This is a genomic window from Pyrobaculum ferrireducens, assembly GCF_000234805.1.
In the GTDB taxonomy this organism is placed as follows: domain Archaea; phylum Thermoproteota; class Thermoprotei; order Thermoproteales; family Thermoproteaceae; genus Pyrobaculum; species Pyrobaculum ferrireducens.
Genome location: NC_016645.1, coordinates 1,133,072 through 1,155,106, shown reverse-complemented (window position 1 = coordinate 1,155,106; position 22,035 = coordinate 1,133,072). Strand labels below are relative to the sequence as shown.

Here is a 22,035-nt window from a genome sequence, read left to right as displayed (position 1 = left end):
TTTTCCCCGGCTGGGTGGCGGTTATTTTAATCGTTCCGTTTAAATATGTGGGCGTTTCCCCGTTTCATGAGCAAGAAGCAGAAGTTGAAGTTCTATGACATTAAGGCGAAGCAGGCGTTTGAGACGGATAACTACGAGGTTGTGGAGAAGCAGACAGCGAGGGGGCCGATGATGTTTGCAGTAGCCAAATCCCCATACACCGGCATCAAAGTATACAGACTACTAGGCAAGAAGAAGTAGGGCGAGGGGTAAACTATATAAAATAACTCAAAATTTTTTTCATGCCTTTTACCTACCGTGGCCTCTCCATATCTTGGCTTGGTCACGACTCCTTTAGGGTGGTGGGTGAGGGGGCGGTGTTGTATATCGATCCCTACCAGCTCCAGGTGGGGGAGCCCAGGGCTGATGTTATCCTGGTGACGCACGAACATTTTGACCACTGCGACCCGCCGTCTATCCAGAGGGTTCTCAAGCCGTCTACCGTGGTGGTGGCGCCTAGAATTGCCAAGCCTTGTGTCTCAAAGGCGGCGAAGAATATTTTAGAGATTTCGCCGGGGGAGTCGAGGGAGGTGGGTCCTGTGAGGATCACCGCCTTTCCTGCCTACAACCTCAACAAGTTTAGAGACCCGGCGCGGGGGGTGGTTTTCCACCCGAAGGAGGACGGGAGGGTTGCCTATCTCGTGGAGTGGGGTGGGGTGAGGCTTTTCCACGCGGGTGACAGCGACTTCGTGCCGGAGTTCCGCCAGGTCGTGGCCGACGTGGTGTTTGTGCCTGTGTCGGGGGTTTACGTCATGACTCCGCAGGAGGCGGCGGAGTTCGTAAACACTGTTGTGCCCAAGGTGGCTATTCCGATGCACTACGGCTCTATCGTGGCGTCAAGGAGGGAGGCTGAGGAGTTTAAGAGGCTTGTTAGGCCAGAGGTGCAAGTAGTGGTTTTAGATAGGGAAATATAGCGGAGGCCCCTAGCGCGGCCAGCACGCCTATGTACGCCTTGAGGAACTTCTCTATTTTTATCACTCTCATCTTCTGGCTGTATGAGGCGGCTAGCATGGAGGAGTAGGCGACTAGGGTGAAGGATATGGGTATGGAGAAGAGGATTCCCAAGAGCGCGGCTAGGGCCACTGTGATGTTGACGGTTGCAGTGGTTCTGGGCCTCAGGGCCGCCAGCTCCATGACCCATCTGGAGTAGCCGAGCCCTAGGTAGGTCCCCAGGGCCACCGCGGCGGCCGCCGCGAGGGGGCTGTGGACGAGGAGCGAGACGTTGTTGTAGCCGAAGACGTACATCACTGCGAATAGCGACGGCGCCGCGGCGGCGCCGCCTATCCTCACTGCTTTGCAGAGGATGTAGGTCAGCGCCGCGAGGAGGGGGGAGAGCAACCACAAGGCGGCAGCTTCCAGCTTGGGGAAGTGGATTGAGTAGCTTAGGATGGAGATGGGGACGCTTATCTTCGCCAGGGAGAGGCCGGCGTAGAGCGACGCTATGTATATAAACTCGGCTGTCCCTACGCTGAGCTTGGGCATTGTGCTGGTGGCCGCGCCGAGTAGCTGGGCGGCTACGGCTATGGCGAAGGCCTTTCTCGCCCCGACGCCGCTTCCCCACGCAGTTGGCCCCAGCAACACTAGGGAGTTGTTGTAGACTAGGAGGGTGGCTAGGACGAAGCCGTAGAGCTCCATTAGACCGAGGTGATGACTGTGGCCAGGTGGTAGGCGGCGTCTTGCACGTTGTCGGCTATTTTGTCGGCGGTGTATATTAGGGATACCACGTGGTTGAACTCCACGGCGTTTAGCTCCAGGTTGTATATCTTGTCGAGGATCGCCTCTTTTATCTCGTCGATTTCCTCCTCGAGGGAGCTTATGATCCGCGCGTGGCGTCTAAGCTCCTCGGCGTCGCTGGTCCTCAGCATGTTGTGTAGGTACTCTAGCATCGATTTCACGAGGTCTAGCATCTCCTTCAGCTCTGTGGAGACTATTGAGAAGATGGCGTCGTTTTTCCAGAGGTGGTAGCCCCTCTTTACCTCCTTCATGGCGAAGTATATCATGTCGAGGATGTTGTCGACGTTGTCGAGGAGGACGAGGGTCACGTTTGTGACTGTGGGCACCACAGCGCCTTGGGCAACTCTGTCCACCAGCTCCCTGACGATTTCGTCCCCCTCCCTCTCAAGCGCCGTTATCTTCCTTACCGCCTCGTCTACGTGGGGCTTGTCGTGGCCGCGGCTGGACGCCACCTCCTGCAGTATGCGGAGCGACTCTTGGGACAGAGTGACATGCTCCCCGAGCTTCTCTTTAATCTCCTCTAGACCGCTTGAAAATACCCGTTTTAGCCTGTGCACTTGTAGTTTATTCAAAAACTGTATTTTAAACTATCGCTTTGCCCACCTGGCGAAGGTGTGTATTGGTACATAAACGAAGCGAAACTCTTCGCGCCATGTGGGCATAATCTTTCCCTTAATTGGTATCTTGGCTCCGCAGAATTTACACCTGTACTCGCCTCCTTTCTCCTCTAGGTTTATTTCAAGTATGTCGAACCCCCTTCTCTTAATCACGACGCGGCCGCACTCGGGGCAGTAGGTGTGTTCATAGCGGTGGCCCGGGACGTTGCCCACGTAGGCGAACCTCGCCCCCTCCCTCTTCGCCATTTCTACGTGTCTCTCCAGGGTCTCCACGGGGGTGGGGGGTAGGTCCATCATCTTGTAGTCGGGGTGGAAGCGGAGGAAGTGTATGGGGACGTCGGGCCCCAGTATGTCTATGACGCGCCTCACGAGGGCCCTGGCCTTCTCCAAGTCGTCGCCGACGCGGGGCACCACGAGGTCTGTCACCTCTACCCATATCCCGTGTTTCTTCATCTCGGCTAGGGTCTCGAAGATGGGCTCTGCGTCTTGGATGAATACGTACTTCCGGAGGAACTTTTCGTCTGCGTTTCCCTTGAAGTCCACCGTGGCGGCGTCTAGAAACTCGCTGGCGTACTTCACCGCCTCGGGGGTCATGTAGCCGTTTGTGACGAAGGTGTTGAAGAGACCACGGGACCTGGCGAGGGTCCCCACGTCGTGGGCGAACTCCATAAATATGGTGGGCTCGTTGTATGTATACGTGATGCCGTGCGCGCCGTAGCTCTCGGCCAGCTTGACCAACAGCTCCGGAGTCACCTCGAAGCCCTCCGCCCTCCTCCTCTGGCTTATCTCATAGTTTTGGCAGTATTGACATGCCCAGTTGCACCCGAAGGTGGAGAAGGAGAGTACCATGGCGCCTGGGTAGAAGTGGGTCAGCGGCTTCTTCTCGATGGGGTCCACCGCTATTGCCGATATTAAGCCGTAGACGTCTAGCATCAGCCTGCCGCCTCTCACAGACCTGACGCCGCAGAACCCCGTCTGGCCCTCCCTCAACTTGCACCTCCTGGCGCAGGCCAGGCACTCCAACCTGCCGTCTGGCAGTGCCCTACTCAGTAAAGCCTCCACGAATCTACCCCGGCCTCCCTATATAAGACTTTAAACCGCGGGGCTGGGAGCCGTGGGCAGTCTCCGGCTGGCGCCGACGCCGGAGGTGCCTCAGCCACCGCCGCCGTGGTAGCGGTCACGTATTCCGTGCGGCTGTTTCGCTGAGGTTTCGCTGGACGGTCTAGTCGTGGGTCAGCGTAGCTCAGCGCGCTCACCGCTCGCCGGTGTTTTCTCATCAATGTGGATGTGGGGAGATGGGAGTTTATATATCAGCTGTTCCAGCGCCGGCCATCTACGGCCGTAAATGCCTCCTCATCACGTGTATATGTTACTTACAGGTTTAAAATTTCGTAGGTGGTGCAGTTCTCCAGCGCGATCGCCTCCATGGGATCCACCCTGTGGTAGTGCCTCACTGGGAAATCCATGTTGTCGCTGGTGATTTGCCTAACTAGTGGAAGCGCTTGCGCAACCTCGCCGCATGTGCTTACTAGGAGAAGTTTCCTGCTCTTTATCCTGGCCTGTCTCAGAACGTCCCGGGGCTGGGCCTGCGGCTCTCTGCAACCGAAGATAGCCACTAGGCAGTCCTTCTTCTCCATTTAGACTCTCCTGCCTTTGCGGCCGCTGGGCGGCCTAATGATGTCGTGTGGAATCGGCGTCACGTCCTCGATCCGGCCGATTACTAAGCCCGACCTCGCCAGGGCTCTTATCGCCGCGGAGGCGCCGGGGCCTGGGACCTTCATCCCGTATCCCCCTGGCCCCCTCACTTTTATATGGACGGCGTTTATCCCCCTGGCGAGTGCTAGCTGCGCGGCTTTGTATGCCGCCTGCATGGCGGCCCATGGAGAGGGCTTGTCTTTGTCGGCTCTCACAACCATCCCGCCGCTTACGCGAGCCACGGTCTCTGCCCCCGTCAAGTCGGTTATTGTGATAATGGTGTTGTTTGAAGATGAGTATATCCACGCGATCCCCCACCTCAGCTTCTGCGGCTGTTGTTGTTGCTGTGGCTGTTCTTGCGTCGACATCGCTTCATAGGCAAATGGGGGCTATTTATGTTTTCCTCCGGCGCCGCCGCCTAGCGCTACTCTTTGTCTTGCATGGGGGCTCTCCTCCGCTTGCCGGCGTATTTGGGCAGGGCCCCGGCCTCCTCCAGCGCCGCCACAATGGCGATGGCTATTGACGGTATTACGAAATCTGTGGCTATGGTAACCTCTGGGACTAGGTCCACGACGAGGGAGGCGAATCGGAACACCCCAGGGGGCACCCCCTCCCTCGCCCCTATGAGTATGTTTACCCTCTTGCTTCTAAACAGCTCTGCGAGCCTCTCCTTTACATGTGTTATGTAGTCGCCCTTGGGGTCCGTCACGACTATGGGCTCGCCGGACCTGTCCCTTACGTATTGATACAGCTCGTAGACGTAGACTGGCACCCTCCACACGGATCTGCCGTAGCTTTTGATCTGTATCTGGTACCTGCTCTCAATCCCCTCCTCCACGGCGTCTAGGAAGACCCTCAGTGTCTTCGCCGGCACGGGCTTGTGGAGGAGCACTGTCAGCTCCCCCACCTCAAACGTCTGCGCCGCACGTCCGATTCTCTCGCCCATTTTCCTCACCGCCTCCTCGTCTCCCTCGTATACAAACTGGCCGAGGGCCACCTTCCTGAGGTTTTGTAGCGACAGCGGCTTATCGCGGCGCATTTTCCTGTACTCCCCAGTCGCAGGGGTGCAGATGGCGGCTGTGTCTTGGAATATCTCCACGTATATGGGCTTCGTGGGTTCTTCGAGATCTACCTCGGCCCCCGTGGCTTCTTTAACCGCTGCCCCCACTCTCACGTTGATGTCTATAGAGGTGAAGCTGTGGGTCCCTCTTCTGGTTGTCCTAATGGCGAAGGTGTCGCCAGGCGAGATGTAGCGCCTGGCCACCTCCACAGCCGCCCGTTCGATATCCCCCGGCTCGGCCCTCACAGCCTCCTCTACGACGAGCACTCTGTCTGCCTCTGGTATTTTCTGGGCTATCAACTCCGCCGCCCTCCACCTCTCGGCCCCCAGCCCGCCTACGAACACCACCCCTAGGTAGCCCATGGGGGCCGGCGTGACTTCGGCCGCCGGCAGGAGCTCCTTTATGTGAGACGCCGCTATCCTCTCGAACTCCCTCCTCGTCTTTACAATTATGTCCACGCCCCCCGGGCTGGTTGCGGCGAGAGGCATAACGTAATGATTTAAATACAGGCCCATAAATATATATGGCGGCGTGGAAGCTGGAGGAGAATATTCAACGTGACATGGAGAAGGCTCAGGAAAGTATAGAGCTCTACGGGGGCCACGTATTGAAGGCACCTAACAAGTACGAAATCAGGACGGGGGTCGTCGTGGCGGCTAGATTCGCCGACAAGCTTAGGCGGACGGCCTTTGCGGTGTTCGGCGGCATTGTGCCGAGGGAGGAGATTGTAAGAGCCACCTCTGAGCTCAACAAGAAGATATACGAGGCGCTGATCTCAATGGGCGTTGGTAAGCTCGACATCGTGAGGATAACTGTGGAGGCGGCGGTGGAGGGCGGGAGGCTGATATTCGGCGAGCCGAAGATCGAGTGGTTTGTACCCCACAGCGAGATGCAGAAGAGGCTGGAGGAGTGCGAGAAGAGGTTTGCCGAAATTAGGAAAAGAATAGAGAGTTTGCTGAAGGAGATACCCTAGTCGACCTTTATCTCAAACCCCCTTTTTCTCTTCTCGGTTTTCTCGAGCTCTACGGAGAGGACTCCGTTTTTATACGTGGCCTTGGCCTTGTTGGGGTCGACAGCCGCCGGCAGTCTAATCTCTTTGTGGTACTTCCGGTCTTTGCTCCTGGCGTCTATTGTGAGGGTCCTCCCGTCCTCGCTTATGTACAGCTTTATGTCATCCTTCTCGACGCCTGGCATATCCACCACGACTTTAATCTTGTCGTCCTCCTCCACGACGTCCGTCAGCGGGTCTATCTCGTCGACTACTTCAATTTTCTCTACGTCGGACCTCCTTCTGACGTTGCCGAACTCCCGCACCACGGGTCTGCCGTCCGGCCCCATGGTGATTTCAAATCCGTAGTAGTAGTACCTAGGCCTCCCGCCGCCCGGCGGCGGCTGGGCTGAGAACCTCCTGAAGTCCTCCTCTATCTGTCTCTCAATCTCCTCGAAGAATCTCTGCCACCTCTTCATAAATCTCTCAAATTCGTCAAATATAGACATGTACTGAATCTCTACTCCACTATTTAAGTTTTATAAGCCAGCTATGACGCGCCGCAGAGTCTTGGACATCTCTTCGTAGCGGCGGATATCTGCCGGCGTGAGCGATGGGGGTATTCTCTTCAACGCCTCTTCAAAATGCTTCATAGACACCGGCTTTGCTCTCAGCGCCTTTTCCTTTATGGTCTCCCTCAGTGCCAGCATAGCCGCCTCTCTCACCAAGGCGGCGATGTCGGCGCCTGTGTAGCCCTCAGTCCTCTTGGCAAGCTCCTCTAGATTGACGTCATCAGCCAGCTTTACTTTTTTCGTGTGCACCTTAAATATCTCCACCCTAGCCTTTGCGTCGGGAGGCGGGACGTAGATAACGCGGTCGAAGCGCCCGGGCCTCAGGAGGGCTGGGTCTAGGATGTCCGGCCTGTTGGTGGCCGCCATCACCACCACGTTCTTCAGCGTGCCGATGCCGTCCATCTCGGCGAGTAGCTGGTTAACCATTCTATCAGTCACGCCGGAGTCCCCAAGCCTAGAGCCCCGGGCCGGCGCTATGGAGTCGATCTCGTCGAAAAACACTACGCAGGGAGCGGCCATACGCGCCTTCTTGAACACCTCTCTAATCGCCTTCTCGCTCTCGCCAACCCACTTAGACAACAGCTCAGGCCCCCTAACTGCTATGAAGTTGGCGCCAGACTCCGTGGCCACGGCTTTGGCGAACAAGGTCTTGCCCACCCCCGGCGGCCCGAAGAGGAGGATGCCCTTGGGAGGCTCCACGCCCAGCTCGTCGAAGTAGTGCTTGTACTTCATAGGCCACTCCACTATCTCCCTCAGCTCCTGTTTTATCGCATCATAGCCGCCGATGTCATCCCAGTGCACCTCCGGCACCTCGATAATCACCTCACGGAGCACAGTCGGGTGGACAAACTTCATGGCATCCATGAAGTCGGACATGCCCACCTTCAACTTGCTGAGAACCTCGGGAGGTATAGTGTCCTGCTCTATATTTATCATGCCCTTATTCATGGCCTTGCGTAGAGACGCCATAGCCGCCTCCTTGGCCAAGGCGGCTATGTCGGCGCCGGTGTAGCCATGCGTCATCTCGGCGATTTTATCCAGATCCACCTCGTCTCCTGGGTTGCACACCTTAGCCTCAACATCTGCTTTTGTACAAAGCGGCATATTTCTAGTGTGAACGGCGAGTATCTCACGCCTAGCCCTCTTGTCGGGCATAGGTATGTGAATCTCTCTGTCGAATCTTCCTGGTCTTCTTAGGGCTGGGTCTACTGCGTCTGGTCTGTTGGTGGCGCCTATTACCACCACCTGTCCTCTCTCTTGTAGTCCGTCCATTAGTGTTAGGAGTTGGGCTACTACTCTCTTCTCCACCTCCCCCGTCACCTCCTCCCGCTTTGGGGCTATGGCGTCTATCTCGTCGATGAAGATTATCGCCGGGGCGTTTTTCTTAGCCTCTTCAAATATCTCCCTCAGCCTAGCCTCAGACTCGCCGTAGTATTTAGACATAATCTCCGGCCCGTTAATCGCCACGAAGTAGGCGTTGGCCTCGTTAGCCACAGCCTTAGCCAAGAGAGTCTTCCCAGTACCCGGAGGGCCGATCAGAAGGATGCCCTTAGGCGGCTCAATACCCAAATGTTTAAACAACTCGGGATGTCTAAGAGGAAGCTCCACAAGCTCACGAATCTTCTGCTTAGCATCCTCCAAATCACCAATATCCTCCCAGGTGACTCTGGGGATGGTGAGCTCGGCCTCCTTCACCGGCTCCTCGCGCACAGTCACCTCTGTGTCTATGGAGACGTACGCCGCGGGCCCCGGCTGCACCTGGACTACTACGAATCTAATGGCGCCTCCGTAGAAGGGTACGTCTATGGCTTGTCCTCTGGCTACGGGCTTGCCTAGTAGTATCTGTTTTTTGAGATATTCGGGGTCTACCCGGACCGGCTCTGTGGGGGCTAGCACCACTCTCTGGGCGGCTTTAAGCACAGCCTTCCTCACCTTGACTGTGTCGCCTATCCCCACCCCCGCGTTTTGTCTAATAATACCGTCCATTCTAATAACTTCCTTGTCCTCGTCTTCGGGGTAGGCTGGCCACACCTGGGCGTAGGCAGACTTCCTCCCAATAATCTCCACGTAATCCCCAGGCTCAATCCCCAACTTCTTCATCACCCTAACAGGAACCCTCACAATAGAGCGGCCAACGTCCCGCGACCTAGCCTCGGCGACTTTTAGAATAACATCGCTCGACATGTTCTGATAGAGAGGTCGGAATATAAAAATTTGTAATCAGCCTACTTAACCCGGCTTTCTGCCTTTTCGACTTCTTTCACCTTCTCGGGCATGGCGTAGGTGACGTAGACCCTCGCCAGCTCCTTCACAACATCCATTTTGTTAAGCACGCCGACGAGTCTCCCATCTTCGCCCACAACCGGAACTACGTCTTGTTCAAGTAGTTTATCCACCACCTCCCTAGCGTCGACGTCCGCACCGACTACATAGTTGACCGGCCTCATGACGTCAAACGCAGTTAACGTACCTACCTTAGAATACCTAAGCCTACTAAGCCCCGTCTTCACCTTTCTTAAAACTCCCGACTTTGTGAAGAAGACGAGTTTCTCTCCTCTGAAGCTCTCCTCTATAGGCCTCAGCGTGAGATCATCTACCGTGACGACGCCTTTTATCTCGCCGCCTTCCTTCACCACCACCCCGTCGAGCTCGTAAGCGTTTATCCTCTTCACCACAGAGGAGAGGCTACTAAACAGCTCCACCGAAGCTATATCAGCGGGCGTCATCAGCTCACCCACCTTTACGCTCCTCCCCCTCTCTTTAAAGGCCTTTAACAACTCGTCCTTCGTGACAACCCCCACCGGCGCGTTAGTCGCATCGGTTATAACTACGTAGTCGGTGCCGGCGGCCAACATTTTGTAGGCTATCTCCTCCACCGTGGCGTCGGGACCCGCCGTCGGGTACTCTGTCTTCATCACGTCGCCAGCTGTGCCCTCCTCGACCACGATCTTAGCCCGCTCCCCCGGCATAACCTGCTCCTTCAACATCAACACCTTGCCCTTCTGCCTCCTCCAGTACCCCATGGATTTCTCCGCTATGTACGCTACGAAGTCCCTCCTCGTGACGAACCCAACCACCCTGCCGTCGTCGTCCACCACAGCTAGAATACCGGTCCCCGTGCGTAGAAACATCTTACGTATGCTGGAGAGGGTGTCTCTCAGGTTGATCGACGGGACGTCTGTGAGCATGACGTCCCGCGCCCTGAGGCCGGTCACGTGTTTAGAAGGCCTTAGCCTAATCACCTCCTCCACAGGCGGCTTCGCCACAGCCACCTCCACCGCCTTCCTCACCCCCAAATCCTCCCGCCCCTCCTTAGGTCCGTATAGGTATGCGTGGATGACGTCCCACACAGACACCGAGCCTATCGCCCTGCCCTCTCTATCCACCACAGGCACGAAGTAGAGCCCAGTGGTGGCCATGTACCTAGCCACCTCCTCCACAGGGGTGTCGGGAGTCGCCACCGCGACGCCTCTAAACATCAGCCTCCACACCCTGGCGACGCCTACATGTCTGCTCTCGCCCCTCGCAACCCTGGTGCCGAAGAGGGGGCGCGGCTCCCCAGCCCCCTTGAACCACCTACGCGACTTTATTAAATCCCACACTGTGAGAACCCCGGCGACGCCCCCCTCTCTGTTAAGGACGACGTAGCCGTCCACCTCGCCGCCCACCAGCTTCTTAAATACCCTAGATAACCTCTCAATGGCTTTGACAAAGCCCACCCGGGACTTCTCCTCCCTCGCCGGGGTGTACACGGCGGCCACGGACTTGGCCTTAGGCTCCCTCAGCAACAGCGCTGAGAGTAGGCCTCTGAGCGTGACCACCCCCACGTACCTCCCCTCTTCATCCACCACCACGGCTCCCCACTTCGCCTCGCTTGTCAAAATCTCCAATACGTTGTCTATTCTCCAGCTCTCCTTGACAAAGATAGGTGGGTTTACAAACTCGCCTATTTTCGCATCCAGCTTCCTACTCTTAATCAACAGACCTGTGTGGGGGTAGACGACGCCAGCCACCTCTTCAGAGAATACGGACTTAAACACGGGGACTACGTCCACGGGGAACTTCCTGAGATGCGACACCAGAGTTTCAAGCGTGGTGTTTACGGTCACTCTAAATGGGGGGTGCTCCAGCACATCTCTAACAAACTGAGGCGACGGCTTCTCCACCAGTTTTTCCAACTCCTCCTTCCTCAGCACATATATAAGTATGTAGCGATTTATAAAAATTATATCTCGCCACCATAGAGGCGGCCCTCTATGTACAGTATGAACCTCCCAGCCCCCACCTCCACCTCCCCCTCCGGTAGCTTCACCGAGGCAGGGCCCGCCACCAGAAACCTATTCACGGGCCTGCTTGACGTCAGTAGTGTAACGACGCCCAGCCCCTCCGCGAGCCTCGCCACCTCCTCGCTGTCGGTCAACACAGGCACCTTCTTAACATATGCATACAGCAACGACTCAAACACCCCCGCCCTGCCGTCTAAACTGCTCTTCACAACGCCCGACGGCTCCTCTCCGCCATCCCAGAGCTCCGCCAGCGGCTTGAGCCACGGATAACGCTGGGACCACATAACCACATCGTCTATAGACCCCCGCCTCAGTAACTCTTTCAAAAACTCCCGCTCCTCGCCGCCCAGTCTAAACACGGAACAGTACAGCTCGGCCGCAACTTCGGGGTCAACTTTTGACACAGAGATTAGGCGGGTCCTCCTGGCCTCTACGCCGCTGGCGAGCACTACCACGGCCTCGAAGTATCTAGCCGCGATTTTTAAAACGGCGTCAAGAGGGGCCGCCACATGCACAACGTTCTTAAAATCCTCCCGAGACGGCTCGGGGAGGTAGGAGTCGACGGGGCCCACCCCGCTCTTAAAGGCGGACTCCGCCACGGCGAAGCACGCCAGGGGGAGACACCTGGCGTATCTCCCGCCTATCCTAAGCCACACGTCGGCTAAATCTGATCCGCCCCTGGCGTATCCACAGACGGCGCCGAGCCGGGGGGAGTAGGCCAAATCCCCCGTCGGCGCTGCCGCCGCCTTGACGCATATGTACCCACAAGCCTCGGCTCTATAGGCGTAGTAAGCCGCGGCCGCGGCCGCAACGACTACCAGAGGCTTCAGGGGGGCCTCCGCCGAGAGACCCACCGTCAAAACAGCTACGAATCTTGCGAGGCGCGGCGTCAGCGGCGCCGCGTAGAGGGCCAGGCCCCCCAGCGCCAGAAGCACCGCCTTCGCGGCCCCCGTGTAGGGCGAGGCGACGGCGGCCGCCAGACCCAGAGCCGAGATCGCCGGCGTATACACCTCGCAACCCAGCAACCTCCTCCACAGCGCCACGTACACCGCCAGGTGCCTCCTCGCCAGCCAGACGAAGAGGACCGCCAAGCCGAGCGCCGGACTTACCAGAAGCAGGAGGAGGAGCGCCGCCGCCGCGGCGATGCGTATTAATAAGGCACCTGTTACATACACGTGGTCACACAGACGAGGGTACAAATAGGTATCGTGGGGAAGCCCAACGCCGGCAAGTCGACGTTCTTCGCCGCGGCGACTATGAAAGACGTGAAGATCTCCCCCACCCCCTTCACCACCATCGACCCCAACGTGGGCGTCGGCTACGTGAGGATAGACGACTGCCCCTGTAGAAACGTGAAGTGCAACCCCCGTAGCTACACGGTGGCGGAGGGCGTGTGCTACGCGCCTGTGGAGCTTATAGACGTCGCCGGGCTCGTCCCCGGCGCCTGGCAGGGCAGGGGCCTCGGCAACCAGTTTCTAGACCACCTACGGAGGGCCCCGGCGCTTATACACGTGGTAGACGCCTCGGGATCCACCGACGAGGAGGGCCGCCTGGTGAAGCCCGGCACGCACGACCCGGTTAGAGACGTGGAGTTTTTGGAAAGGGAGGTGGATATGTGGATGGCGTCGATAGTGAGGAGGGACTGGGACAAGGTGGTTAGGCTCGTGGAGTTCAGCAAGCGGAATATCGCGGAGGTCCTGCTGGAGAAGCTGGCGGGCCTGGGCATGAGCCGGGGAGGCGTAGAGAAGGCGCTTGAGGAGTCCGGGCTGGCTAAGAAGCCCCCCAGCAGGTGGGAGGATGCCGATTTCTACAAATTTGCCCACCTAGCCAGATCTTTCAGCAAGCCCATAGTCATAGCGGCTAACAAGGTAGACCTACCCGAGGGGGAGGAGGGATACAAGAAGCTGAGAGAGGCGTACCCCAACAGAGTGATAATCCCCACGTCGGCGGAGGCGGAGCTGGCGTTGCGGAGGGCGGCTACCAAGGGATTAGTTAGGTACAAGCCCGGCGACGGGCAGTTCGAGATCACGGGACAGGTCACGCCTCAGCAAAAAGCCGTGTTGGAGAGGATCGCGGATGTCCTCAAGAAGTGGGGAGGCACCGGCGTCGTGCAGGCGGTGAACGCCGCCGTCTTCAACGCCCTTCAGTACGTCGCCGTCTACCCGGTAGAGGACGAGAAGCGGCTTAGCGATAGGGAAGGCAACGTCCTGCCCGACCTGCTACTGGTGCCCCGCACCTATACCGCCAGGGATGTGGCCTACGCGATCCACACAGAGCTAGGAGAGAGGTTCGTCGCGGCGCTCGACGCCAGAAGTGGGCGCAGACTCGCCTCAGATGAGCCAGTCACCCACGGGCTTATCGTAAAGATAGTGGCTAGGTAGCCGTCTTGTTGCGGAGGAGCGATATCCAAACGTTTCTTTTCAACGCGTCGGGGAGGTGCCCGTTTCCCCCGTGCCCGTCCGCCTCGGATCTGTTGGGCGGCGCGGGCTCCGCCGCGGCGCGCCTCTCCACACGCGCCCCCTTGAGGAGTGATATTATCTCATCTAGCTTCCTCAGCACGGCGTCGTAAGAGTCGTGCACAACAACGGCTCTGTTCGCCGACAGGGAGATCTGTAGCTGAGGCTGGGCGCTCGGGTAGACATATACAAGCGTGTTGAATGTGTAGTACTGGGGCGCGTACCGAGGCTCCGCCTCCACCTGCGCCTCGGCCAGCTCCATCGCCTTCCTAGCCCTTGACAGGGCTTTATACACCGTGTTTATCGAAATGCCGAGGCTCTCAGCTATCTCCCTCGGCCTCATACCCCTCGAGTAGAGCTCAGCCACTCTCCTCTCGGTCTCTGTGAGCCTCACCGACATAACCAGCGCCGCCTCTATTAACTACCTCTTGAAATATTCTGGTAATACGCCTTTAAGCTTCTCCACGACCTCCCTAGCCGTCTCCTCTCTTATCTCCTCCTTCCCATGCCAGAGCAACTGGCCGCCCCACCTAGGTATCACATGTATGTGGAGGTGGAACACCATCTGCCCCGCGCTACGCCCCGCGTTGGTCACCACGTTGACCCCCTGCGCCCCAAGCCCGGCCCAGGCCTTGGCAAGCCTCGTGGCTATTTCAAAACCACGCGCCGACAGTTCAGCTGGGGCGTCTATGATGTTGGTAAAGTGCCTCTTGGAAACCACGAGGAGGTGGCCGTAGGACGCCGGGTACTTGTCGAGAATTACAACAAAATCCTCGTCTTCATACACCCTCCAGGCAGGCGCCTCGCCTCTAACTATCTTACAAAATATGCAGTCCATTGACGGTCGGTAGCAAAGCATTTATATCTATGACTACCTACATAACGGGTGGGGGGCTTGGAGCGGCCCATAAGGGCCTCTGTGAACCAACCCCCTGCCGCGGGGTTGCACAGCCACTATTTCCGTAATCAGCAAGTAATTCTACTTCCGGGGTTTTCGCCCCTGGCTATCGCCTCTATGTGGTCAGGCCGCCGCCCGTCGAAGACGTAGGTGGTTATGCAGTTGCGCCGCAGTATCGAGAGGCTCCACACGTCCATAAGCTCGTAGCCGCCGGGGAGGGCGGAGGAGTGCAGTATTTTTTCAAACTCGTCGTACCTCATCTCGGGTATCCTCCTGGCGTTTGGATTCCTCCGGGGATCGTCGCTGTAAACCGCGTCGATGTTGGCGGCGTTTAGCAACACAGGCGAGCCCACGGCCTCGGCCACCAGCGCCGCCACCGTGGCCGTGGACTGCCCCGGCTGGAAGCCTCCCGCCACCACCACCTTGTGGCCGCCCCACGCCGCGAGAAACTCCTCGAGGGTAGCCGGGACGCGGGGGTACGCGTCTCTCAGCAACGAGATCAGGAGAAGGGCGTTGAGTCTGCTGGCGTAGATGCCCAGCAGGTCTTGGAAAGTGTTAGAGGCGCCGCCTCTCCTCGCCACGGCGATGTACCTCCTCGCCAGCTCCCCGCCCCCGGCCACCACCCCTATTTTGCCAGGTAGCTTATTTATAACAGAGGCGTATCTCAGCACGAGCTCCTCGTCGTCGAAAATCCGGCCGGACAGCTTAATTACCAGCGCCATGCCCCGAGAGATATGTCTTGACGCCCCTCACCACCCCCTCTACCACGTGGCCGGGAGCCTCGCCGAAATCCACCTGCGGCACCTCGCCGCTACACAGCTTCTTAAACTTGTCGAAATTCCTCTGCGCCACCTCTATAAGGTACCTATCCTCGTACTTATAGAGAGCCTCTATCAAAGCCCCCTCTGAACAGTCGCTGTTCAGCCAGGCGGCCCTAGACCTAGCCTTGGAAAGCTCCGCAAGCAACGTGTCCACGTCCACCTCCCTGCCGTACAGTGACGCCCTCACCTCCCTCCTCCCCAGAAACTTCTTTTGCACCTTCACCACCACCGGGCCGAACTCCCCCTCACGGCCCTCGGAGACCGCCCGCGTCACCTCGTCTGCGACCTTCGCCAGCTCCAAATCTCGCGAATGCGCCTCCCTTAACCTTTCACACTCGCAGAGCCGCCTCACGAAGTCCACAAACGCCTCGGCGATTATACCCACAACTACGTCCTGAGCCGACACAGCCCCAAGACGCCACCCAGTTATATACATTAAACCTTATAAAAAACGGCCCCCGAATGGGCGGTGACGACTCCAGGCTAGCCGAGCCGTGACGAGGGATCTAAACGCCGACTATCCCCATCGCGCCACTGCAAATCCAAGGCCCATAACAGTGCCCATCAAAACCGCCATCAAAGCAATGTACCTCATACCGAGCGTAGGCATGTAGAGATGCTTATACACAGTTAACATCAAAAACGTCCAGACGACGCCAGCCACCACCCCCATTACAACACCTAGCCACTCCACACACCTTTACCTCCATCAACTTATAATAATTCCGGCCCTCTCCCCACTTCGCATATTCTCAAGGCTTATATATAATATAACTCATTAAATACGTATGTATAAGGACAGGAGACGTTGCTACTTACTTAATCTCACACTATTAACAGCTATTATAGTAGTTGCTACAACCGCCATAGTAATTATGTACATCACGGGGCCTGAAAACCCCCTTAAGCCAGTGGTAGTAATGATACTAATAGCCGCTTTATCTCTAGTAGTTTACTGGATTCCAGTAGAGGCGGCTGTATTAAACAACGCCGTTGTGCTTAGAGGCGCCCTGAGGCGTAAGGTGGTGGAGGGCGACGTGGTAGAGACGTACACACACGACGAGGTGGTGAGATATCTCAGCTTCGTGCCCATAGGGAACAGGGCGTCCCTCCGTTGCTTCTTCTGGGGGGTAGCTGGTAGCTTCCAGAGGCGCAACGGCGAGTGGGTAGGCGTCGACGTCTTCGCCGGCCGCAACTGCGGCGACAGGTGGCTCCTAGTGAAGATAAAGGGGAGGGAGAAATACCTCCTTGTCTGTGTAGACAAGACATGAGGCTGTTCCTCGCCGCGGTCTTTGCGCTGGGCTGGCTCTTCCAGTACCTAGCCCTGTACAACCCCCTCTGGCTCGTCGCAGCCATGTGGACGCCCGCGCTGGGGGCCATCCTGGAGATGAAGAAAAAAGGCTCTCTAAGGCCGAGGCCTCTACGCTCTGAGTTAGGTAGCCTCGTAAGGATCTACCGCGCCACAGCCCCCGCGGCGGCGTGGCTACTCTTAATGTGTGGAGTTGCCTACTTCCTCATCGGCCTCCAGCCGCTCGACTTGGAAAAGGCGCTCCAGGGGCGGATCCCGCTGTGGTTGTATCTAGCCACCACGGCGTTTATGGCCCCCCTAGCGCCTGTAATAAACGCCTTTCTTGCCACCTTCGGGGAGGAGCTGGGGTGGAGAGGCTACCTACTGCCGAGGCTCGCCTCTAGGTACGGATGGGGAGGGGCCTCGGTCGTCGTAGGCCTCGTCTGGGGGCTGTGGCACACCCCCGCCATTTTGCTACTAGGCCATAACTACGGCAAGACGTGGTGCCTCCCGTGCCTAGCCCTCTTCGTCCTCTTGACCATACCCATGAGCTTCATACACACCTGGGCCTACCTCAAATACGGCGTGTGGGGCGCCGCATTTCTCCACGGCGCGGTAAACGGCTGGGCTGGCATCTACGTACTGCTCTACTCCCAGACCATCGGCGATTTGCTGTGGGGCCTAGCGGGGATCTACGGCGCCGCTACTCTGTCGATAGTCGCCGCCGTCTTCTGGATAGATCTCAAGAGCTCCTTGCCCCCTTCGGGAGAATGAAGTCCTTGGGGGCCGTCTTTATGGGCTCTAGGTAGGGCCTCAGCGCCTTTGGTATCTCCACCGCGCCGTCCTCCCGCTGGAAGTTCTCCAATATAGCCGTGATGGTCCTGGTGGTGGCAAGCCCCGTGCAGTTAAGCGTGTGCACGTACTCCCGCCTCATTCCCTTCCTGGTGACTCTAATACCGAGGCGGTAGGACTGCCAGTCCGTCACGTTTGAACAGCTGGCCAGCTCTCTGTACATCCCCTGGGCGGGGTACCACACCTCTATGTCGTATTTCTTCGCGGCGGGGGATCCTAGGTCGTGGGCGCATATGTTCACCACTCTGTAGGGCAGTCCAAGACCTCTTATGAGCTCCTCTGTGTTTTTTGTAATTTCCTCGTGCCACTTCCACGAGTCCTCTGGCAGGGAGAATACGAACTGCTCCACTTTGTGGAATATGTGGACTCTAAATATGCCCTTTATGTCCCTACTCCCGGCTCCTGCCTCCTTCCTAAAGCACGGCGACCACCCGACGTAGAGCTGGGGTAGCTCCTCCTCCACGAGGTCGCGTTTGTAGAGGTAGGCAGCAATTCCGTGCTCCGCCGTCGCTATTAGGTAGAGGTCCTCCCCCTCTATCTTGTATATGGCGTCTTTGAAGGTGTCGAAATCCAGTACTCTTCTGATTAGGTCTAGCTTCAGCATGTACGGCGGGATCACCGGCCTAAACCCCTTCTGGGTTAGGTAATCCATGGCGTACATGGCCAGGGCGAAGTCGAGCCACACCAAGTCGTCGAAGAGGTAGTAGAAGCGGCTGCCAGCCACCTCACCTGCCTTCAACGTGTCGGCCATCTTCAAAACGGCCTCGGCCATGTCGGCGTGGCCCACTGGGGCTCTTTCCACCACCACGTAGTCAACGCCCTTGTCGAGCGGAGTCGACGCGTCTTTAACCAACTTCACCACACCCCAGTGCCTCACCGGCACGGAGTCTACGCCCTCGGGGCAGACCGGCACGGACTCGTGTATTAGGTTGGGGAAGCTCCACAGCAGCTCCTCCCTCTCCCGCTCGGCCTCTTCAAGCTCCTTTTCCATCTTTTCGAGCTTGGCCGCCAGCTCCCTGGCCTTCTCTACTATTTCCTTCCTCTTCTCAGGTGGGGCCTTGGCGCCTTCCCTCGACAGCTTGTTGTACTCGTGCCGGGCCTCGTCTACCTCTTTCTTCAGCCGCCTCCACTTCTCGTCTAGGTGGAGAAACTTATCCACCAGGGAGGGGTCCAACCTGCGGGCTGTTAAGACTCTCCGCACCACGTCGGGGCTCGACCTAAGTGCCTCCAGTACGCTGTAGGACATGGACCTGTGGCTACCCTATCTATTAAATTTTTCACCTACCGACTAGAGATCTGAGAAGTATCAAAACCCTGGAGAGCTCCTCGCCGCCTAAGACGCGGAAGACCAGAAGGGGCACCGCGTAGTTGGGGTGCCAGAACTCCACATAGGTGACGTCTGTGAAAGCCACCACGTGTATAAAATACTCCCTATCCCCCGCCGCGAGTCTATAGATGTAGCGCCGCCCCCTCTCGAAGCGCAGTACGTCTACCAGTTCGTACGGCTCCCTCTCGAATTCTCTAATCAGCAGAACAGCCTCCACGGATGTACGCACGCACTGCTTTATATCTTAAACTCAGATAGTCTCCACCCCGTCCTCGCCGTCGCCCTCCTCAACTATGCTTAGATACACGGCGCGGGCCAGCCTTCTCCCCTCTGGCACCACGCTACCGAGATACACCAACGCGGCGAGTCCCAGCAGGGCCAGGGAGAGGGCCAGCGTGCTGTCGAACCTCAGCTGGCTCAGCACAAAGGGGGTGAGCACGGCCCTCAGGTGGCCTAGCTTGACCATGGCGGCCACCAGCGAGGAGAGCAACGCCAGCGAGAGGCCCACGGTTATTATCCACCTCCCGTCGCTTCTATTCCTCAAGGCGTTTGAAACATTTACAACTATGTAGGGGACCGTCGAGGTGAAGGTCATGACGTAGACCCCCACGAGGAGCGGGTAGACGTCCAGCAACCCGCCCCACCAGACGTTGAACAGTGTATACAACACACTAAAAATAACGAAGACAAGGCCTACTCTGACAGAGCGTGTAATTATATCAAGCATATATGTCTAATGGCGGCGGCTTATAACACCAATATACAAACCCGGGAAAGGCGGCCTACGTTGACGCCGCTATCCACAGTCGCCCGTCTTGCAGTAGGGGTCCTTCCCCTCCTCCAGCGCCTTGAGCTTAACCGCCTCGGCGGCCTCCTCTATGGAGGCCTCCAGGGCGACGGGCCTCAGCACCACCTTGGTCTCGGCGAGCTTCTTTTTTATCTCCTGCTTCAAGCCGGTGTATATCACCTGGACGGACTTCGACTTGTCTCTGTACACGGTTATGCCCTTGACGCCGAGGGCCCACGCCAGGGCGAAGGCCCAGTAGACGTCCTCCTTGGGGGCGTTGGCAGGCATGTTTATAGTCTTGGAGATGCCTTGGTCGACCCACTGCTGGGCGCTGGCTTGCATAAGGACGTGCCACAGCCACCCGATCTCCATAGCCGTGGCGAGTAGGTGCTTAGCCTCCTCGGGCACGGGGGCGTCCCTCAGCATGCCGGTCTCCTCGACGGCCTTCCTCACCTGGGGCGTCCATAGGCCCCTGGCCCTCAGCCACTCGATGCCGGGCTCGTAGTACTCCACCAGGGTGCCCACCGTGACGTTTCTGAGGAACGCCAGGGCGAAGACGGGCTCCACGCCGCTTGTGGTTCCCGCCAGTATGCTCGTCCTGCCTGTGGGGGCTATGGAGAGCACCACCGAGTTCCTCACGCCGCCCCTCACCCTCTCCCTCAGCCTCTCTAGGTAGGGGGCCAGCCACCGCCTCGTCCTCATGGTTATGTCGCGGAGGCGGTCCCCGGCCTCCCTAAGCTCGGGCGGGTAGACGTGCTTCACCCGCTCCCACCGAGACCAGACGAAGTCTTGGAACTTGAGCACCGGTATCTCCCCCCTGGCGTACGCCGACTTTTCGAAGTATTTGAAGGGCCCCCTCTCCCTGGCCAGCTCCGCGGACTCGTCCAGAGCGTTTACATATATCCAGCCCATGATCCTGTTTATCAGCTCCACCGCCTCCCAGGAGGCGTAGGGTATCCCCAGCTTTATGAGGACCTCGGCGAATCCCATGATGCCCAGCCCGTTCTTCCTAGTGGCGGCGTTCATCTCGTCAATCACCTTTATGCCAGTTCTGCTCCTCTCTATGGCGTCTTCCAGAAACTTGGTGCCCACCCTAGCCGCCTGCGCCAGCCCCTCCCAGTCGATACAGCCCAGCTTCTCTTCAAAAGTCCCCCCGCCGCAACCATCTTTTACAAACTTTACAAGATTTATGTGGGTAAGATTACATACTTCAAATGGATTTTGAACAGTCTCGGCGCAAGGGTTAACGGATCTCCAGATGTATGTAAAGCGGTAGCTTGATACTTCTATCTCCTCGCCGAGTAGCGGGTTGGAGGCGTTGAGATTTGACTTGAATATGAGCCCGGGGTCGCCGGAGTCCCACGCGCCTTCTGCTATCTCGCGGAAAAGCTGCCTCGCGTCCACCTCGCCCCATGTGGCTTCTCTGGGCGCCTCCGCCTCTCTGTGTATGTCTACATACTCCACCGCCTTCCTCCCCGTCTTGTCTTGGTAGACCCGTGGGTTTATCAGCGGGTACCTCGTATCTTTGTCGATGCCCAGCGCCTTCTCCATGAAGCTGTCGTCTACGAAGACCGATATGTTGAAGTTCTGGAGGTGGGCGTCTTTCAACTCCCCTGTCTTGGCCTTGATGAATTTGCGGACGTCTGGGTGCCAGACGTGGAGGGTGCCCATCTGCGCTCCGCGGCGCTTGCCCCCCTGCTTGATCACGTCGACGTTTGCGTCGAAGAGCTTCATGAAGCTGATGGGGCCCGACGCGACGCCTACGCTACCCCTGACCACGTCTCCCTCTGGGCGGAGTAGGGAGAAGTCGTAGCCGACGCCGCCGCCCAGTTGCTGTATTATGCCGGAGTAGGCCAGGGCGTCGTATATGCAGTACCTCCCGGGGTGGGTGAGGGAGGAGAGGCAGTCCTCCACCTCCAGGGTGAAGCAGGAGGCGAACATCTCCTTGTGGGTCCAGGCGTTGAACCAGAAGGGCGAGGCGGGCACCAGCCTCTGGGAGGTTATGTAGTCGTAGTAGAGCCTCGCCCGCCCCAGCTCCCTGGCCACCGCGGTGGCGACGCGCCACGCCGCCATTGAGGGGGTCTCCGCAATTTTAAACGACCCGTCGCGGAGGGCGTAGTTGCCGTTGGTGAAGAGCCTCACCGCGTTGTAGCTGAGGGCCTTGTCGAAGTCGGGCCTGGGCTCGAAGGCGGAGAGGAGCTCAAGGGACTCCCGCTTCAAGATGCCTGCCTCTACAAGCCCTCTGAACCTCGCCACGGCCCTCTCGCCGTAGCCTGACTTGGTCTTTAGGTAGTCCCTGCCCAGCGCCTCCTTGTACACCCTCCCCATGAGGTGGGACTTGGCCACCAGCGCGAGCTCCGGCTTGTCAATCGCCTTCTTCAGCAACTCCAGCTGAACCATGTCGGCAAGCTCCCACGAGCCTACGTCGCGGCTCACCGCTATGCTGACTTCGCCGTTTACCTCCACCCCCACGTCGGAGGCGGCTCTCTGCACCGAGAGCTTGAGCTTGTCGAGGGATAAAGGCTCCAACCTGCCGTCGAGCTTAGCGACTAAAGGCATGGTATATTCCTCATTTTTTCTATTTATTCGCGGCAGTTAGAAAATGTAGCGAGGG

Annotated in this window: 25 protein-coding genes; 6 read left to right on the top strand and 19 right to left on the bottom strand. The window is 58.0% G+C overall.

Annotation, left to right across the window (positions count from 1 at the left end; genetic code table 11):
- Positions 1 to 66 precede the first annotated feature (66 nt).
- Complete coding sequence (cc1, locus tag P186_RS14040) at positions 67 to 240, top strand: DNA-binding protein CC1 (RefSeq protein WP_014288576.1); 174 nt, start codon at positions 67 to 69, stop codon at positions 238 to 240.
- Positions 241 to 281: 41 nt separating this feature from the next.
- Entirely contained in the window at positions 282 to 953 is a 672-nt protein-coding gene (locus P186_RS06420; protein ID WP_148682800.1) for an MBL fold metallo-hydrolase, read from the top strand.
- Here the strand turns inward: P186_RS06420 and P186_RS06415 are convergent.
- The 6 genes from P186_RS06415 to P186_RS06390 form a co-directional block, all read right to left on the bottom strand.
- The gene (locus tag P186_RS06415) at positions 910 to 1,674 is read right to left on the bottom strand and encodes a hypothetical protein (RefSeq protein WP_014288632.1); all 765 of its coding nucleotides are present in this window, start codon (positions 1,672 to 1,674) and stop codon (positions 910 to 912) included. The two genes, P186_RS06420 and P186_RS06415, sit on opposite strands and share 44 nt — an antisense overlap.
- Entirely contained in the window at positions 1,674 to 2,330 is a 657-nt protein-coding gene (locus P186_RS06410; protein ID WP_014288631.1) for a DUF47 domain-containing protein, read from the bottom strand. Before P186_RS06410 ends, P186_RS06415 begins: the two co-directional genes overlap by 1 nt.
- A gap of 30 nt (positions 2,331 to 2,360) precedes the next feature.
- Positions 2,361 to 3,452 (bottom strand): AmmeMemoRadiSam system radical SAM enzyme, encoded by a 1,092-nt coding sequence (gene amrS / locus P186_RS06405; RefSeq protein WP_014288630.1) that lies wholly within the window; start codon positions 3,450 to 3,452, stop codon positions 2,361 to 2,363.
- A 311-nt stretch (positions 3,453 to 3,763) separates the two neighbouring features.
- Positions 3,764 to 4,027, bottom strand: a complete 264-nt coding sequence (locus P186_RS06400; protein ID WP_014288629.1) for a hypothetical protein — start codon at positions 4,025 to 4,027, stop codon at positions 3,764 to 3,766.
- Positions 4,028 to 4,453 carry a 30S ribosomal protein S11 gene (locus P186_RS06395; RefSeq protein WP_014288628.1) on the bottom strand — a complete coding sequence of 142 codons (426 nt, stop codon included), beginning with the start codon at positions 4,451 to 4,453 and terminating at the stop codon, positions 4,028 to 4,030.
- A gap of 56 nt (positions 4,454 to 4,509) precedes the next feature.
- A complete protein-coding gene (locus P186_RS06390; protein ID WP_148683173.1) occupies positions 4,510 to 5,604 on the bottom strand; it encodes an SPOUT family RNA methylase in 1,095 nt (364 codons plus the stop codon).
- Positions 5,605 to 5,669: 65 nt separating this feature from the next.
- Between P186_RS06390 and P186_RS06385 the strand changes: the two genes are divergently transcribed.
- Positions 5,670 to 6,119, top strand: coding sequence for a DUF2258 domain-containing protein (locus tag P186_RS06385; RefSeq protein ID WP_014288626.1), 450 nt, complete (start codon positions 5,670 to 5,672; stop codon positions 6,117 to 6,119).
- On the opposite strand, the gene hsp20 is transcribed toward P186_RS06385, so the two are convergent.
- From hsp20 to P186_RS06365, 4 genes are read right to left on the bottom strand one after another with little or no spacing between them, the layout of a single operon-like run.
- Entirely contained in the window at positions 6,116 to 6,643 is a 528-nt protein-coding gene (hsp20, locus tag P186_RS06380; protein ID WP_014288625.1) for an archaeal heat shock protein Hsp20, read from the bottom strand. The two genes, P186_RS06385 and hsp20, sit on opposite strands and share 4 nt — an antisense overlap.
- A gap of 30 nt (positions 6,644 to 6,673) precedes the next feature.
- Positions 6,674 to 8,890 carry a CDC48 family AAA ATPase gene (locus P186_RS06375; RefSeq protein WP_014288624.1) on the bottom strand — a complete coding sequence of 739 codons (2,217 nt, stop codon included), beginning with the start codon at positions 8,888 to 8,890 and terminating at the stop codon, positions 6,674 to 6,676.
- A gap of 41 nt (positions 8,891 to 8,931) precedes the next feature.
- On the bottom strand, positions 8,932 to 10,902 hold the full coding sequence (locus P186_RS06370; RefSeq protein WP_014288623.1) for a CBS domain-containing protein: 1,971 nt from the start codon (positions 10,900 to 10,902) through the stop codon (positions 8,932 to 8,934).
- Between the two features lie 29 nt (positions 10,903 to 10,931).
- Positions 10,932 to 12,167: a hypothetical protein gene (locus P186_RS06365; protein ID WP_014288622.1), complete on the bottom strand. Its 1,236-nt coding sequence runs from the start codon at positions 12,165 to 12,167 to the stop codon at positions 10,932 to 10,934.
- On the opposite strand from P186_RS06365, the gene P186_RS06360 reads away from it, so the two are divergent.
- Positions 12,168 to 13,373 carry a redox-regulated ATPase YchF gene (locus P186_RS06360; protein ID WP_014288621.1) on the top strand — a complete coding sequence of 402 codons (1,206 nt, stop codon included), beginning with the start codon at positions 12,168 to 12,170 and terminating at the stop codon, positions 13,371 to 13,373.
- Here P186_RS06360 and P186_RS06355 read toward each other — a convergent pair.
- From P186_RS06355 to P186_RS13820, 5 genes are all read right to left on the bottom strand, one after another.
- Positions 13,366 to 13,848, bottom strand: a complete 483-nt coding sequence (locus P186_RS06355; protein WP_014288620.1) for a sigma factor-like helix-turn-helix DNA-binding protein — start codon at positions 13,846 to 13,848, stop codon at positions 13,366 to 13,368. The two genes, P186_RS06360 and P186_RS06355, sit on opposite strands and share 8 nt — an antisense overlap.
- A gap of 21 nt (positions 13,849 to 13,869) precedes the next feature.
- On the bottom strand, positions 13,870 to 14,286 hold the full coding sequence (locus tag P186_RS06350) for an HIT family protein (RefSeq protein WP_014288619.1): 417 nt from the start codon (positions 14,284 to 14,286) through the stop codon (positions 13,870 to 13,872).
- Positions 14,287 to 14,414: 128 nt separating this feature from the next.
- Positions 14,415 to 15,068: a UMP kinase gene (gene pyrH, locus P186_RS06345; RefSeq protein ID WP_014288618.1), complete on the bottom strand. Its 654-nt coding sequence runs from the start codon at positions 15,066 to 15,068 to the stop codon at positions 14,415 to 14,417.
- Positions 15,052 to 15,573 (bottom strand): hypothetical protein, encoded by a 522-nt coding sequence (locus P186_RS06340; protein ID WP_148682799.1) that lies wholly within the window; start codon positions 15,571 to 15,573, stop codon positions 15,052 to 15,054. Before P186_RS06340 ends, pyrH begins: the two co-directional genes overlap by 17 nt.
- A 111-nt stretch (positions 15,574 to 15,684) precedes the next feature.
- Positions 15,685 to 15,861: a hypothetical protein gene (locus tag P186_RS13820; RefSeq protein ID WP_014288616.1), complete on the bottom strand. Its 177-nt coding sequence runs from the start codon at positions 15,859 to 15,861 to the stop codon at positions 15,685 to 15,687.
- A gap of 94 nt (positions 15,862 to 15,955) precedes the next feature.
- Here P186_RS13820 and P186_RS06335 point away from each other — a divergent pair, with 94 nt between their 5' ends.
- Positions 15,956 to 16,438, top strand: coding sequence for a hypothetical protein (locus P186_RS06335; RefSeq protein ID WP_014288615.1), 483 nt, complete (start codon positions 15,956 to 15,958; stop codon positions 16,436 to 16,438).
- Positions 16,435 to 17,229, top strand: a complete 795-nt coding sequence (locus P186_RS06330; RefSeq protein WP_014288614.1) for a CPBP family intramembrane glutamic endopeptidase — start codon at positions 16,435 to 16,437, stop codon at positions 17,227 to 17,229. Before P186_RS06335 ends, P186_RS06330 begins: the two co-directional genes overlap by 4 nt.
- On the opposite strand, the gene serS is transcribed toward P186_RS06330, so the two are convergent.
- From serS to P186_RS06310, 4 genes are all read right to left on the bottom strand, one after another.
- Positions 17,198 to 18,553, bottom strand: coding sequence for a serine--tRNA ligase (gene serS / locus P186_RS06325; RefSeq protein ID WP_014288613.1), 1,356 nt, complete (start codon positions 18,551 to 18,553; stop codon positions 17,198 to 17,200). The genes P186_RS06330 and serS overlap by 32 nt on opposite strands.
- A gap of 31 nt (positions 18,554 to 18,584) precedes the next feature.
- A complete protein-coding gene (locus P186_RS06320; RefSeq protein ID WP_014288612.1) occupies positions 18,585 to 18,851 on the bottom strand; it encodes a hypothetical protein in 267 nt (88 codons plus the stop codon).
- Between the two features lie 33 nt (positions 18,852 to 18,884).
- Positions 18,885 to 19,361, bottom strand: coding sequence for a hypothetical protein (locus tag P186_RS06315; RefSeq protein ID WP_014288611.1), 477 nt, complete (start codon positions 19,359 to 19,361; stop codon positions 18,885 to 18,887).
- A 69-nt stretch (positions 19,362 to 19,430) separates the two neighbouring features.
- The gene (locus tag P186_RS06310) at positions 19,431 to 21,980 is read right to left on the bottom strand and encodes an adenosylcobalamin-dependent ribonucleoside-diphosphate reductase (protein WP_014288610.1); all 2,550 of its coding nucleotides are present in this window, start codon (positions 21,978 to 21,980) and stop codon (positions 19,431 to 19,433) included.
- Positions 21,981 to 22,035: the final 55 nt, after the last annotated feature.